Source organism: Mesorhizobium shonense (genome assembly GCF_040545255.1).
Classification (GTDB): Bacteria; Pseudomonadota; Alphaproteobacteria; order Rhizobiales; family Rhizobiaceae; genus Mesorhizobium; species Mesorhizobium shonense.
Window position 1 is genome coordinate 38,241 of record NZ_JBEPLM010000022.1, and the last position, 13,390, is coordinate 51,630.

The window sequence follows — 13,390 nt, forward strand, 5'->3', positions numbered from 1 at the left end:
TAAAACGCCAGTTGGGGCCGAACGCTCAGTTGTTGCCGATCAGAACGAGCACGGCACCAAAGCTGTCAATGACATCTGGCCACCCATCGCCAACGAAATCTTAATGTAAATCAAGCGTAATCCCGACCATTAAAATCGTGCGTATGGGTTTGGGGTTGCGCATGCCGGAATATTCCTCCTTCATCCGGTCGATCCGGATTCGTTACTTTTCGGGATTGCTCGTCTTTGCGCTGGCCTCGGCCGCCGTCATGTTCGCGCTCAACCGAGTGAATTCATACCGCCACGAGGTCGACGCTCTCAGCGGCAATTTCGTCATCTTCTCCCGCGATCTGCGCAACGCCACCAATTTCGCCGAAACGACGGGAACGGCCTGGCGGGCCGAGACCCGCGATGCGCTGGCCGCCGCCGCGCGTGGCCATTCCGAACGGCTGATGGGCGAGATCGGGATACTGAACGCGCAGCTTGCGGCGATCAGGCCGCGCCTGTCGAACAACACCCTCAACGCGCTGGAATCGGCTTCGGTGAACGGCGATCTGTTCTGGTCGACGCGCGACATGGTGCGCAACTTCAACCTGATGTCGGTGGCCCAGAAAGTCGATGAGTGGAGCTATCGCGAGATCCGCAACCAGAACGACCTTTTCGCCCAGCCGATGCTGGTGCGCGTGCGCACCGCGCTCGATGAGGAGCGGCGCCTCGCCGACGCCTCCAGCGACCGGCTGCTGTTGTGGGCGAGCGGCCTGCTGGTTGCCGTGATCGGCGTCGCCGCGGTTCTGATCTTCCGGCCGATGGAGAACGCGATCCGCCGCGCCTTCGCCGAAACCGCCGCGTCGCTGTACAAGGCGGAGGCCGCCGACCGCGCCAAGTCGGAATTCCTCGCCAATATGAGCCATGAGATCCGCACGCCGATGAACGGCGTGCTCGGCATGGCCGAGCTTCTCGCCAAGACCGAGCTGACGCCGCGCCAGAAGACGTTCACCGACGTCATCGTCAAGTCCGGCAACGCGCTGCTCACCATCATCAACGACATCCTCGATTTCTCGAAGATCAATGCCGGCCAGCTGACGCTCGACCCCGCCCCCTTCCGCCTGGCCGAAGCGGTCGAGGACGTGGCAACGCTGGTGTCGGCCCGCGTTGCCGAAAAGAACCTCGAGCTCATCGTACGCGTCGATCCGCGCCTGCCGGCCTTCGTCGTCGGCGACGCCGGGCGCTTCCGCCAGATCGTCACCAATCTGCTCGGCAACGCGGTGAAGTTCACCGAGAAGGGGCATGTGCTGATCGATGTCGGCGGCGATGTCGTCGACGGGGTGGTCCAGTTGAAGGTCCGCGTCGAGGACACCGGCATCGGCATCCCGGCCGAGAAGCTGCAAAGCGTGTTCGAGAAATTCGCCCAGGTCGACGGCTCGTCCACCCGCCGCCACGAGGGCACCGGCCTCGGCCTCGCCATCTCCGCCCGCCTCGTCGACCTGATGAGCGGCAAGATCGGCGTCGAAAGTGAGATCGGCCGCGGCTCGGTCTTCTGGTTCGCCGTGCCGCTGCCGGTGCAAAAACAACAAACGCGCGACGAGATCGTGCCGGTCGACGTCACCGGCGCGCGCGTGCTCGTCATCGACGATAACCCCGTCAACCGCGAGATCCTGCTGGAGCAGCTGAGAAGCTGGAGCTTCGACTGCGCCGCGGCCGAAAGCGGCGCCGTCGGCCTTGCCTTCCTCGATCGTGCCTGCCAGCTCGGCGCCTCGGTCGACTGCATCATCCTCGACTATCAGATGCCCGGTATGAACGGAGCCGATGTCGCGAGAGCCATTGCCGCCGACAACCGCCTTTCTTCCATTCCGGTCGTGCTGCTGACCTCGGTCGACCAGGTCGATTTCGGCAGGATGGTGATCGATTTCGGCATCGCCGCGCATCTCACCAAGCCGGCGCGTTCGGCGGTGCTGCTCGGCACCGTGATCTCCGCCATCCAGAAGGCGCGCACGCAAGGCGCCAAGGCGCAGTTCGTTCGCGAGCCGGTCGCCGCCCAGCCGGCACCTCCCGCCTTCACCGTAATCCGCGGCCCGGCTGTTCCCGTGCCCGCGGCGCCAGAATCGACCGCCACGCCGAGCGGCCCGATCGATATCCTGATCGCCGAGGACAATGACGTGAACCAGCTGGTCTTCGGTCAGATCCTCAACGGCCTTGGCTTGAGCTACCGTATCGCCGGCAATGGCCGCACCGCGGTCGAGATGTACCGCTCGCTGCGGCCGCGGCTGGTGCTGATGGACGTGTCCATGCCGGAGCTGAACGGCTATGAGGCGACGCGCGCCATCCGCGCCATCGAAGAGCAGAACGGCAGCCATACGCCGATCATCGGCGTCACCGCGCACGCGCTGAAGGGCGATCGCGAAAAATGCATCGAAGCCGGCATGGACGATTACCTGCCGAAGCCGGTCTCGCCCGACCGCCTCGGCGCCAAGATCGGCACCTGGCTCAGCGAGACGGTGGCGGCGAAGACGGCCTGAGCGTTTGCTGACTAAAGACGGGTCTCAAAAACCAACTGCCGAGTGCCCGCCACCCCCCCTCTGTCCCGCCGACATCTCCCATTTTCTTTGTGCTACCGGTTGCGCAGCACCACGCATGCCCCGCCGACGCTTTGCAGCTTGTTGCAAATGCCGTTGGCCTCGGCGCGCGAGTCGGCGCCGATCCTGACCGCGTAGATGCCGCGCCGGCCGATCGGCGTGCGCACGCGGCTCACCACCGGATCATGGCTGGCGAGCAGGGCCGGGAACCGCCCACGCACGCGCAGCCATTGGCCGATTGCGGCGGAGCGGCGGAAATTGCCGGCCACCTGCACGCCCCATGGCTTGACGTTGATCGAGGCCATGGCGACCGTCCGCGACATGATCACCGGCAGCCGGCGGCAAGCGACAGCGAAGCTCGTCTTCGGATCGAGCGGCTGGATGGCGCTGGCGTAAGCGGCGTCGGAAAACTTGTCGACCGGCTCGCCCATGACGTCGAAGACATAGCTTTCCGTCTCCATCGGCAGAAAGCCGCCGGAGGAGAGCCAACGCGACACTCGGTTCTCGCCGGCATTGTAGGCGGCCGCTGCGAGGCCGAGATTGCCGTAGCCGGCCTTCATTTCGGCAAGATATTTCGCCGACGCCGGGATGGCCTGCTCGATGTCGAAGGGATCTGCGAGACCACGCAGCTTGGCCGTGCCGGGCATGAACTGCGCGATGCCTTCGGCGCCCACCGGACTGACCGCATTGGGGTCGAAGCGGCTCTCCTTCCAGATCAGCCGGGCGAAAAAATCCTTGGGCAGGCGGTTTTGCTCGGCCTGGGTCTCGATCAAGTCGCAGACGCGGGAAATCAGCCGTTTGGCGGCCGATTGCGGCGGATCGGCCAGCGCCTGGCCGGCCGAGTTCAGCCCTAAAAGTAGGAAAAGCGTCGCCTTCAACAAACGACGCATGGGCTCATTCCGCGGCGGCTTTGCCGTGTCCGTAACGCTGCTCGATATAGTCGGCGACCATTTTCTCGAAATCCTGCGCGATCGAAGGGCCGCGCAGCGTCGCCGCCTTCTTGCCATCGATGAAGACCGGCGCCGTCGGCGTCTCGCCGGTGCCCGGCAAAGAGATGCCGATATCGGCATGCTTGGATTCGCCCGGGCCGTTGACGATGCAGCCCATCACAGCGACCTTGAGGTTCTCGACGCCGGGATATTTTTCGCGCCATACCGGCATGTTCTTGCGGATGTCGGCCTGGATGCTCTGGGCCAGTTCCTGGAACACGGTGGAGGTGGTGCGGCCGCAGCCGGGGCACGCGGCGACGATCGGCACGAACTGCCGGAAGCCCATCGTCTGCAAAAGTTCCTGCGAGACCTGCACCTCGCGCGTGCGGTCGCCGTTCGGCTCGGGCGTCAGCGAGATGCGGATCGTGTCGCCGATGCCTTGCTGCAGGAGGATGCCCATTGCAGCGGACGAGGCGACGATGCCTTTCGTGCCCATCCCGGCTTCGGTCAGGCCAAGATGCAGCGCATGGTCGGAGCGCGTCGCAAGCGCGGTATAGACGGCGATCAGGTCCTGCACGCCGCTGACCTTGGCCGACAGGATGATCTTGTCGCGGCCGAGCCCGATCTCTTCCGCCATCTCGGCCGACAGGATCGCCGACTGCACGATCGCCTCGCGGGTGACTTCCTGCGCGGTGAGTGGCGAGCCCCGGGCCTGGTTCTCGTCCATCAGCCGGGTCAGGAGCTCCTGGTCGAGGGAGCCCCAGTTGACGCCGATGCGCACCGGCTTGTCGTACCTGATCGCCATCTCGACGATCGCGGCGAACTGGCGGTCCTTCTTCTCCTTGAAGCCGACATTGCCGGGATTGATGCGGTATTTCGCCAGCGCCTCGGCGCAGGCCGGGTGATCGGCGAGCAGCTTGTGGCCGATATAGTGGAAATCGCCGACCAGCGGCACGTTGACGCCGAGCCTCAACAGCCTCTCCTGGATGCGCGGCACGGCGGCAGCGCTCTCGTCGCGATCGACGGTGATGCGCACGATCTCCGAGCCGGCGCGATTGAGCGCCGCGACCTGGGCGACGGTCTGGTCGACATCGGCGGTGTCGGTGTTGGTCATCGACTGCACGACGACCGGCGCGCCGCCGCCGACCGTCACGCCGCCGACGTCGACGCCGACTGATGCCCGGCGCGGGAAAGGAGAAGAAAAATATCCGGTCATGCCGGCCGCCTTCATCTGGAAGTTCCGGGCATGAGGTGGCGGAGCAAAGATGGCTTGTCAATGGCAAGCGGCAGCCACGGTCCGCAAATCGGCTGACCTTGATCGGCGGCCGCGCAACTCAACCAACCACATCGGGTTGCGAGACGCGCCCCGAAAATGGTCAGGTAATTTCGGTGTAAAGCACCAACCCGGCGGCATTTCTTGCCACCGGTGGGGTTGCACCACGACGGGTGCGGTGATGTTGCCTAGAGGAGCTTCAGTGTGCCGTCGGTTTCGCCTTCAGCTTTTCAATCTCGTCCTTGATTGCCAACTTGCGCCGCTTGAGATTGGCGATTTCGAGGTCGTCTACCGAAGGATGCATCATCGCATCGGTGATTTCGCGCTCGATGTCGCCGTGCTTCCGCTGCAGCTCATCAAGATGGGATGCAAGAGACATGATTGGTTCTCCCTTTCATGGTTTCCTCGATTGCAGCCGCCGCAGGCTCGTCCACCGCAGGTCGCTACTGTGACGGCACAATGACAGTCTGCCACCAACCAATCTCGATGTCGAATGCCCAGTGGTAGCATTCCACGACAATGTGAAATGTGATATCAGCGGCGCGCCGGTGACAAGACCGACAAGTCACAAACCCCACCGGCCCCGCCCAAAGGCCCATCCCTGGGCGACGCATACGCAGACGGTAGATAATGTCCGAACAGGAACAGGCTGAGATACGCCTAGAATATTCCCGGCTCAAACAGGAACACGCCGATTTCGACGCCGCCATCAACGCGATGATCGCCATGGGTTGCGACCCGCTACAGATCCAGCGCATGAAGAAGAAGAAGCTTCTGCTGAAGGACCGGCTGATGGCGCTCGAAGACCGCATCATCCCCGACATCATCGCCTAATGCATGTCGCCCAGGATTGAAGCGCGGCGCCTGGATCCATTTCAGCGCGACGCGCTTTAGCCGAAACTTTTCGCTCGTCCTACGAGATCGAAAGCCGCGCCGCGCGCTCGCGCAGCAGCGCGACCAGTTCGCCTGTCCGCTCCTGCGAGGTGTCGATCGGCACCACCAGGCACATCGTCGCCTCGACCGTGCCGGGCGCTGAAAAGACCGGCGCCGCCAGGCATTTGGTATAGGCGTCGACGAGGCCCGACGTCACGCAATAGCCGGTGACGCGGGCTTTTCCGATGTCGTCGATGAAATCCTCGAGCTCGATCTTGCGGCCGTCGGGCAGCACGAGATCGTCCTCGCAGATCATGGCTTCGATCCGATTGCGTTCGAGGCCGGCGAGCAGCAGCCGGCCGGAAGCTGTCCAGGGCAGCGGTATCTGCAGGCCGGTGGCGGAGCTGATACGGAACGGCCGGGTGCCTGGGCTCGAATGGACGATCGTGTAGCGGCCGCTCTGCAGCATGCAGAGCTCCGAGGTCTCGCCCGTCTCGCGCGACAGCGCGTCGACCTCCTGCCGTCCGCGCCGCAACAGGTCGTTGCCGCGCATATAGGCCATTCCATAGAGGTAGAGCTTCTTGCCGAAATAGACGCGATTGCCGTCGCCGGCCATCTCCAGCAGGCCGGCATCGACCAGCTCGCGCACCAGCGTGTAGGTCGTCGAACGCGGCGCGTTGAGCCCCTTGGCCAGCTCGCCGATGCCGATCGCGCGCTGCGTGGCATGCAGGAACTCCAGAATGTGCAGCACGCGGTTGAGGCCCTTTTCGCGCGAGTTCGCGGGCTTCTCTTCGTCGGTGCCAATAGCTGGCCATTCGCTGAGCGTTTCGCCGTCTTGCATTGTCGATTCCTAATGCTAGTATCTGTCTTGTACAGGATACATGCGTCTCTTATAAGAGACAATACCTATCGACCATCGGCGCATGCATCGCTGCTTCATTGGGGAATAACCATCAAAGGAGGTCGCCGTGAACGACACATCCGGCAGACGTGATTTTCTGAAATTGGGCATGGCAGGATTGGCCACCGCCGGCGCGCTCACCGCAGTCAGCGCCGAAAAGGCGGCCGCGCAGGCCGCATCCGACAGCGTGCTGCGCACCGCGCTCGATCGCGGCAAGCTCATCGTCGGCACCGGCAGCACCAATGCGCCCTGGCATTTCGAGAACGATGCCGGCGAGCTGGTCGGCATGGACATCACCATGGGCCGCATCCTCGCCAAGGGCCTCTTCGACGATCCGACCAAGGTCGAGTTCGTCATGCAGGACCCGGCGCAGCGCATCCCGAACGTGACCACCAACAAGGTCGACATTACCATCCAGTTCATGACCATGACCGCGCAGCGCTCGCAGCTGATCCACTTCTCGCGGCCCTACTATGTCGAAGGTGTCGCGCTGCTGACGCTGCCCGGCTCCGAGAACAAGACCTTTGACAAGCTGCTTGCCGGAGGCTCGGCCACACGCATCTCGATCCTACAGAATGTCGATGCCGAAAGCTCGGTCCATTTTGCCCTGCCGCAGGCGCAGGTGATGCAGATCGACACCCAGGCCAACGTCCTGCAGGCACTGGAATCGAAGCGCGTTGACGCCGCCGCGGTCGACCTCTCCACCGTGCGCTGGCTCGCCTCGCGCAATCCGGACAAATATTTCGACGCCGGCAAGAGCTGGTACTCGATGCTTTACGGCGCGGCGGTCCGCCAGGGCGATCTCGACTGGCTGACCTATGTCAACCAGACCTTCACCATCGCCATGTTCGGCCACGAGACGGCGCTCTACGACGCCGCCTTCAAGGAATATTTCGGCCAGGAGCCGCCGCCACGTCACCCGGGCTTCCCGGTCATCTGACCAGGCCCGTCAGACAAAGTCGGCGGAAGGGCGCGGCAAACGCTCTTCCGCCTGTTTCTCCTCGACACGGGCCACGCGGAGGACGAATGCTGTGTTCGTCACCGCGGGCCATTGAGACGGACGCATGGGCTACACGCTCAATTTCAACCTGATCTGGCGGCATTTCGACAAGCTTTCGGGCGGCCTGCTGCTCAGCCTCGAGCTTGCCTTGATCTCGATCGCCATCGGCATCGTCATCGGCCTGGTGCTGGCGGTCTGGTACGTCTCGGCCGGGCGCGTCGCGCGCGCCATCATCGCGGCTTACGTCGAATTCATCCGCAACGTGCCGCTGATCCTGCTTGTCTATCTGGTCTTCTACGGCCTGCCGACCGTCATCGACGTCGCCTACAGCGCGCAGACCTCATTCGTTGCGACGCTTGCGCTCTACAGCGGCGCCTATCTGGTCGAGGTGTTTCGCTCCGGTCTCGAGGCCGTGCCGCGCGGCCAGATCGACGCCGGCAAGGCGATCGGCCTCACCCCCTGGCAGCGGCTTATCCATGTGCGCCTGCCGACGATGATGCGCATCACGCTGCCGGCGCTCTCCAACACCTTCATCTCGCTGTTCAAGGACACGTCCGTCGCATCCGTCATCTCGGTACCGGAGCTGACCTACGGCGCGCAGTGGATCAACTTCAACACCTTTCGCATCGTCGAGGTCTATCTCGTCGTCACTGCGATGTATCTTGTCACTGGCTACGCCCTGCTCTTCGCACTGCGGCTGGTCGAGCGCTGGTACAGGACGGCGCACTGATGCTTGGCCAGATCGCCTATGCCCTGCCGTTCCTCGCCGAGGGCTTCGCGCTGACGCTCTGGGTGTCCTTGCTGGTCGTGGTGCTGTCGCTGATTGCCGGCGTCATCCTCGGCGTCGGCCTCGTCTACGGACCGGCGCCGCTGCGCTGGGCGGTTCGCATCTTCAGCGACACCATTCGCGGCATCCCGATCCTGGTGCTGATCTTCTTCGTTTATTACGGCCTGCCGGCGGTTGGCGTGCATCTCCAGTCCTTCTGGGCCGCGGTGCTGGCGCTCACTCTGTTCAAGACCGCGCAGGTCGTCGAATATCTGCGCGGTGCGGTCGCTTCCATTCCAAAGGGCCAGTCCGAAGCGGCGATGGCGATCGGCCTGACCTTCCGCCAGCGGCTCGCCTACGTCATCTTCCCGCAGGCTTTCCGCCGCTTCCTGCCGCCCTGGATCAACGGCGTCACCGACGCGGTGAAGGGCAGCGCGCTGGTCTCGCTGCTCGGCATCACCGATCTGATGCAGGCCATCAACCAGGTCATCGGCCGCACCTATGAGGCGATGCCGCTCTATATCCTCGGCGCCCTTCTCTATTTCGCCGTCAATTACGCGCTTTCGCTCGCCAGCCGCCGGCTCGAGCGGCGTTTCGCCTTCATCCGGGAATAGCACTATGGCCAGCAGTTCCAATGACATGCCAGCGCTTCTCGACATTGCCGAGGTCTCGAAATCCTTCGGCTCCGTCGAGGTGCTGCGTTCGGTCAGCCTCAAGGTGGCGAAGGGCGAGGTCGTCACCGTCATCGGCCCGTCCGGCAGCGGCAAGACCACGCTGCTGCGCTGCGTCAACTTCCTGGAAAGCTACGACAGCGGCTCGATCGGTATCGACGGCAAGGAGGTGGGCTTCCGCGACGGCGGTGCGCGCCAGCGGCGCAGCGAGCGCGACCTGGCCGCCATGCGCGCCGAGACCGGCATGGTGTTTCAGAGCTTCAACCTGTTCCCGCATCTCACCGCCGCCGGCAACATCATGCTCGGCCTCACCAAAGTGCGCGGCAAGAGCAGTGCGGAAGCGCGCTCGATCGCCGAGCATTGGCTCGGACGCGTCGGCCTCGCCCACAAGGCCGACAGCCTGCCGGCGGAGCTTTCCGGCGGCCAGCAGCAGCGTGTCGGCATTGCCCGCGCCGTCGCCATGGAGCCGAAGATCCTGCTGCTCGACGAGATCACCTCGGCGCTCGACCCCGAACTCGTCGGCGAAGTGCTGGCCGTGGTGAAGAGCCTGGCCGAAGACGGCATGACCATGGTGATGGTCACGCATGAAATGGCCTTCGCCCGCGATGCGTCGAGCCGCATCGTCTTCATGGCCGATGGCGGCGTCAGCGCCGTAGGGCCGCCGAAAGAGGTTCTCGCCGCGGAGACCACCAACGAACGCCTCCGCACCTTTCTGGCGCGCTTCCGCGCCTCGCATTTTTGAAATCGGATGGCATGAAGCCATCCATTGTCGACAACGGATGGCTGAAGCCATCCTAGGGAGCCTTCTTCCATGACGCCTTACACCCGGCTCGCCGAACTCGGCCTGACGCTGCCCGAGCCGCCGACGCCCATCGCCAACTTCGTCACCCATGCCGAGAGCGGCCGGCTGATCTTCCTGTCCGGGCAAGGGCCGCTGCGCGCCGACGGCACGCTTTGCACCGGCAAGGTCGGTGAGGACGTGACCGTCGAGCAGGCCTATGAGCATGCCCGCCTCACCGGCCTCAATTTGCTTGCCGTCATGCATGCGGCGGCGGGCGACCTCGGCCGCATCGTGCGCGTCGTCAAGCTGCTCGGCTTCGTCAACGCGACGCCGACCTTCAGCGACCACCCCAAAGTGGTCAACGGCTGCTCCGACCTCTTCGCCGACGTCTTCGACAAGATCGGCGGCCATGCGCGCTCGGCGATCGGCGTCGGCTCGCTGCCTGGAAACATCACCGTCGAAATCGAAGCGGTCGTCGAGATCGCCGCCTGACTTTCATGGAGTCCACTCAAATGAAGACCTATTCCGACACCGGCTCCAACACCACGATCCGCGAAAGGCTGGGCTTGCGGCCGATCATCAACGTCTCCGGCACGATGACGTCGCTCGGCGCCTCGATCATCGTTCCGGAAGCAATCAGCGCCATGGCCGAGATCGCCTCGCAATGGGTGGAGATGGACGATCTGCAGCGCGCTGCGAGCGCGGTCGTGGCGCGTCTCACCGGCGGCGAGGCCGGCTTCATCACCGCCTGCTGCGCCTCAGGCATCACCATGGCAATCGCCGGCGCGATGACTGGTACGAACCTTCTCGCGGTCGAACGGCTGCCGGACGACACCGAAGGCCTGAAGTCGGAGGTGGTGATCCAACTCGGCCATATCGTCAATTACGGCGCGCCGATCGACCAGTCGATCAGGGTGGCCGGCGCCAAGGTGATCCCCGCCGGCACCGTCAGCGTCACGCAGGATTATCACGTACGCGAGGCGATCAACGAGCGCACGGCGGCAGCGCTCTACGTCGTCGCGCACCACACCGTGCAGTACGGCATGCTTTCGCTGGAGGAATTCTGCGAGATTTGTCACGCCAAAAACATTCCGGTGATCGTCGACGCCGCCTCGGAATACGATCTGCGCAGCTTCCTGGCGCGCGGCGCCGACATCGTCGTCTACAGCGGCCATAAGTTCCTGAGCGGCCCGACCAGCGGCATCGTCACCGGCCGCAAGGACCTGGTGCGTGCCGCCTATCTACAGAACCGCGGCGTCGCCCGCGCCATGAAGGTCGGCAAGGAAAGCATCGCCGGCACCATGGCGGCGCTCGAGGCCTGGGAAAAGCGCGACCATGCCGGCATCCGCCGGCGCGAGGAAGCGGCGCTCAATCTTTGGAAGGATGCCCTCCAAGGCATTCCCGGCATCGGCGCTCAGATCGTGCCCGACCCGACGACCAATCCGCTCGATCGCCTGCAGGTCTTCGTGCGCCCGGAAAGCCGCTTCACCGCCGCCGGTCTCGCCTCCGCCTTGGCTGCCGGCTCGCCACCCGTCATCGTCCGCAACCACGAGGTCGAGCGCGGCCACTTTTTCCTCGACCCGTGCAACCTCCATCCCGGCGAGGCGGAGATCGTTGCCGAGCAACTGCGCGCCGTGCTGACCGCGAAGGACCGACCGGCGGATGCAATGAAGGCGGCACGCAAGGATTCGGCGGGCGCACTGCGCTGGCCGGACTAGAGCATGATGCCGAAGAGTGTGAAGCGGTTTTCGGGCGACATTATGCTCTATCTCTTTGATTTAGAGCCGGATTCAGATTTCAGGTCGGTTCGACCTGAAATCATCCGGCTCTAGCACCGGCCTGCAACTACCTCGACAGTGCAGCCATCCGGCCTGCGAGGAAATCAACGAACAGGCGGGCCCGGACCGGCAGCTGCCGCCCGAACGCGTGCACGATATGGACCGGCATGGTCGGCATCGCCGCCCGGGGCAAGATGCGAACCAGGCGACCGGCATCGAGATCATCCTGCACCGCAAACTGCATCAGATGAGCGATGCCGGCTCCGGCAAGCGCCGCCTGCCGGATGGCGCCGCCGTCGTCGGTGTCCAAGCGCCCGTTCGGCACGATCTGTGTGCCATTCGCGAAAACGACGGGATAGGGTCTCCCTGCCATCTGGTGGCGGATAAAGTCGTGGTCCTGCAGTGCATCGATAGAGGCCGGTTGGCCTCGCCGCTCTATATAGACGGGCGCGGCAACCAGCACGACCGGTAGATTGGCGATCCTGCGGGCGACAAGACCGGTGTCGGACAGGTCGCCTATTCGCACCGCCATGTCGTAGCCCTCGCGGATCAGGTCGGCATGGCGGTCGGTGACGCTGAGCTCCAGTTTCAGCTCGCTATGTTGCGAAAGAAAGAGCTGCGCCCAAGAGGCGATCAGGCCGCGCCCGAGCTCGAGGGGTGCGGTGACTCGCAACAGGCCCCGGGCCGTATCGGCCATCTGGACGATATCTTCAGCATCGTCGAGCGCCCTTAGCAGCGGCGCGACCCGCTCGTAATAAGCGATGCCTTCGCTGGTCAGGCCGAGGCGGCGCGTCGAGCGTTGGACCAATCGCACGCCCAGCCGCCGTTCCAGTCGCGCCACGCTTTTCGATACCGCCGACGGGCTGGAGCCGAGTAGTCGGCTGGCAGCGTGAAAGGAACCGGCATCGACTGTACGAACGAAGGCGACAAGACCGGCGGTCTTTTCGAGGATTGTCGTCATTCCAGAATTCCAGGCACGAAAGAAATGATCAGGCTGATCCTAATACGCCTTCCGATCATCACCAGATACGGCTCATCATCAACACAAGGAGAGATTTGATGAGCAGACTGGCCGAAAAGGTCGCAATCGTTACCGGCGCTTCGAAAGGCATCGGCGCCGCCATCGCCAGAGGATTGGCGGCAGCCGGCGCTGCCGTGGTCGTCAACTACGCCACTTCCAAGGAAGGTGCTGACCGCATCGTTGCCGAGATCAAAGAAGGCGGCGGCCGGGCGATAGCCATCCAGGGCGACGTCTCGCTGGGCGACGACGTGCGCCGTCTGTTTGAGGCGGCGAAGTCGTCCTTCGGCACCATCGACATACTGGTCAACAATGCAGGCGTGTTCGAATTCAAGCCCCTGGAGGCCGTAACCGAAGCTGAGTTCCACCGCCAGTTTGACACCAATGTGCTGGGCACGATCTTGACCATCCAGGAAGCAGCGAAACATTTCGGCCCAGCGGGCGGCAGTGTCATCAACATCAGCTCGATAGCCAGCCAGAACCCGCAACCCAATTCGCTCATCTATGCCGCAACCAAGAGCGCGGTGGATTCGATCACGCTGTCGATGTCCCGGGAACTCGGGGTTCGCAACATCCGCGTCAACGCAATAGCTCCGGGCGGCGTCGACACCGAGGGGCTGAAACGGGTCGGCGTCGTAGGCAGCGAGTTCGAAAAGGAAATCATTGCGAAGACCCCACTCGGCCGTTTCGGCCAGCCCGAGGATGTCGCCAGAATTGCGGTCTTTCTCGCTTCCGATGACGCGTCGTGGCTGACCGGCGAGCGCATTGCCGCCTCTGGCGGGTGGCGATAGACGTCAGCCGGAGCATCGATCGGGCCCAAACCGAATCCTTGCGGCTCCTGGCGTTTT

Annotated in this window: 14 protein-coding genes; 9 read left to right on the plus strand and 5 right to left on the minus strand. The window is 63.9% G+C overall.

Features of this window, described 5'->3' with window-relative positions; genetic code table 11:
- Positions 1–161: 161 nt before the first annotated feature.
- Complete coding sequence (locus tag ABID26_RS33325) at positions 162–2,495, plus strand: response regulator (RefSeq protein WP_292372879.1); 2,334 nt, start codon at positions 162–164, stop codon at positions 2,493–2,495.
- 92 nt (positions 2,496–2,587) lie between these two features.
- Here the strand turns inward: ABID26_RS33325 and ABID26_RS33330 are convergent, their stop codons facing one another.
- From ABID26_RS33330 to ABID26_RS33340, 3 genes are all read right to left on the minus strand, one after another.
- A complete protein-coding gene (locus ABID26_RS33330; protein WP_126097510.1) occupies positions 2,588–3,442 on the minus strand; it encodes a lytic transglycosylase domain-containing protein in 855 nt (284 codons plus the stop codon).
- A 4-nt stretch (positions 3,443–3,446) separates the two neighbouring features.
- Positions 3,447–4,697: a flavodoxin-dependent (E)-4-hydroxy-3-methylbut-2-enyl-diphosphate synthase gene (gene ispG / locus ABID26_RS33335; RefSeq protein WP_126097509.1), complete on the minus strand. Its 1,251-nt coding sequence runs from the start codon at positions 4,695–4,697 to the stop codon at positions 3,447–3,449.
- A gap of 256 nt (positions 4,698–4,953) precedes the next feature.
- Complete coding sequence (locus ABID26_RS33340) at positions 4,954–5,133, minus strand: YdcH family protein (protein WP_126091508.1); 180 nt, start codon at positions 5,131–5,133, stop codon at positions 4,954–4,956.
- A gap of 251 nt (positions 5,134–5,384) precedes the next feature.
- Between ABID26_RS33340 and ABID26_RS33345 the strand changes: the two genes are divergently transcribed.
- Positions 5,385–5,588 carry a YdcH family protein gene (locus tag ABID26_RS33345; protein ID WP_027166663.1) on the plus strand — a complete coding sequence of 68 codons (204 nt, stop codon included), beginning with the start codon at positions 5,385–5,387 and terminating at the stop codon, positions 5,586–5,588.
- A gap of 79 nt (positions 5,589–5,667) precedes the next feature.
- On the opposite strand, the gene ABID26_RS33350 is transcribed toward ABID26_RS33345, so the two are convergent.
- Positions 5,668–6,468: an IclR family transcriptional regulator gene (locus ABID26_RS33350; RefSeq protein WP_292304418.1), complete on the minus strand. Its 801-nt coding sequence runs from the start codon at positions 6,466–6,468 to the stop codon at positions 5,668–5,670.
- Between the two features lie 127 nt (positions 6,469–6,595).
- On the opposite strand from ABID26_RS33350, the gene ABID26_RS33355 reads away from it, so the two are divergent.
- From ABID26_RS33355 to ABID26_RS33380, 6 genes are all read left to right on the plus strand, one after another.
- A complete protein-coding gene (locus tag ABID26_RS33355) occupies positions 6,596–7,468 on the plus strand; it encodes a transporter substrate-binding domain-containing protein (protein WP_126097507.1) in 873 nt (290 codons plus the stop codon).
- Positions 7,469–7,592: 124 nt separating this feature from the next.
- A complete protein-coding gene (locus ABID26_RS33360) occupies positions 7,593–8,258 on the plus strand; it encodes an amino acid ABC transporter permease (protein ID WP_126097506.1) in 666 nt (221 codons plus the stop codon).
- A complete protein-coding gene (locus tag ABID26_RS33365; protein ID WP_126097505.1) occupies positions 8,258–8,908 on the plus strand; it encodes an amino acid ABC transporter permease in 651 nt (216 codons plus the stop codon). Before ABID26_RS33360 ends, ABID26_RS33365 begins: the two co-directional genes overlap by 1 nt.
- 4 nt (positions 8,909–8,912) lie before the next feature.
- Complete coding sequence (locus ABID26_RS33370; RefSeq protein ID WP_292304411.1) at positions 8,913–9,707, plus strand: amino acid ABC transporter ATP-binding protein; 795 nt, start codon at positions 8,913–8,915, stop codon at positions 9,705–9,707.
- Between the two features lie 69 nt (positions 9,708–9,776).
- A complete protein-coding gene (locus ABID26_RS33375; RefSeq protein ID WP_067001934.1) occupies positions 9,777–10,238 on the plus strand; it encodes a RidA family protein in 462 nt (153 codons plus the stop codon).
- Positions 10,239–10,258: 20 nt separating this feature from the next.
- Positions 10,259–11,464, plus strand: coding sequence for an aminotransferase class V-fold PLP-dependent enzyme (locus ABID26_RS33380; protein ID WP_292372875.1), 1,206 nt, complete (start codon positions 10,259–10,261; stop codon positions 11,462–11,464).
- Between the two features lie 127 nt (positions 11,465–11,591).
- Here the strand turns inward: ABID26_RS33380 and ABID26_RS33385 are convergent, their stop codons facing one another.
- Positions 11,592–12,485, minus strand: a complete 894-nt coding sequence (locus tag ABID26_RS33385) for a LysR family transcriptional regulator (protein WP_292372873.1) — start codon at positions 12,483–12,485, stop codon at positions 11,592–11,594.
- 98 nt (positions 12,486–12,583) lie between these two features.
- On the opposite strand from ABID26_RS33385, the gene ABID26_RS33390 reads away from it, so the two are divergent.
- Positions 12,584–13,333, plus strand: coding sequence for an SDR family NAD(P)-dependent oxidoreductase (locus ABID26_RS33390; protein WP_292372872.1), 750 nt, complete (start codon positions 12,584–12,586; stop codon positions 13,331–13,333).
- The last annotated feature ends 57 nt before the right edge of the window (positions 13,334–13,390 follow it).

Excerpts from the sequence above, each read along its gene's own strand:
- ABID26_RS33345 (WP_027166663.1), top strand. The coding sequence starts at position 5,385 with ATGTCCGAACAGGAACAGGCTGAGATACGCCTAGAATATTCCCGGCTC.
- ABID26_RS33370 (WP_292304411.1), top strand. The coding sequence starts at position 8,913 with ATGGCCAGCAGTTCCAATGACATGCCAGCGCTTCTCGACATTGCCGAG.
- ABID26_RS33360 (WP_126097506.1), top strand. The coding sequence starts at position 7,593 with ATGGGCTACACGCTCAATTTCAACCTGATCTGGCGGCATTTCGACAAG.
- ABID26_RS33380 (WP_292372875.1), top strand. The coding sequence starts at position 10,259 with ATGAAGACCTATTCCGACACCGGCTCCAACACCACGATCCGCGAAAGG.
- ABID26_RS33390 (WP_292372872.1), top strand. The coding sequence starts at position 12,584 with ATGAGCAGACTGGCCGAAAAGGTCGCAATCGTTACCGGCGCTTCGAAA.
- ABID26_RS33350 (WP_292304418.1), bottom strand. The coding sequence starts at position 6,468 with ATGCAAGACGGCGAAACGCTCAGCGAATGGCCAGCTATTGGCACCGAC.
- ABID26_RS33365 (WP_126097505.1), top strand. The coding sequence starts at position 8,258 with ATGCTTGGCCAGATCGCCTATGCCCTGCCGTTCCTCGCCGAGGGCTTC.
- ispG (WP_126097509.1), bottom strand. The coding sequence starts at position 4,697 with ATGACCGGATATTTTTCTTCTCCTTTCCCGCGCCGGGCATCAGTCGGC.
- ABID26_RS33325 (WP_292372879.1), top strand. The coding sequence starts at position 162 with ATGCCGGAATATTCCTCCTTCATCCGGTCGATCCGGATTCGTTACTTT.
- ABID26_RS33375 (WP_067001934.1), top strand. The coding sequence starts at position 9,777 with ATGACGCCTTACACCCGGCTCGCCGAACTCGGCCTGACGCTGCCCGAG.
- ABID26_RS33330 (WP_126097510.1), bottom strand. The coding sequence starts at position 3,442 with ATGCGTCGTTTGTTGAAGGCGACGCTTTTCCTACTTTTAGGGCTGAAC.
- ABID26_RS33385 (WP_292372873.1), bottom strand. The coding sequence starts at position 12,485 with ATGACGACAATCCTCGAAAAGACCGCCGGTCTTGTCGCCTTCGTTCGT.
- ABID26_RS33340 (WP_126091508.1), bottom strand. The coding sequence starts at position 5,133 with ATGTCTCTTGCATCCCATCTTGATGAGCTGCAGCGGAAGCACGGCGAC.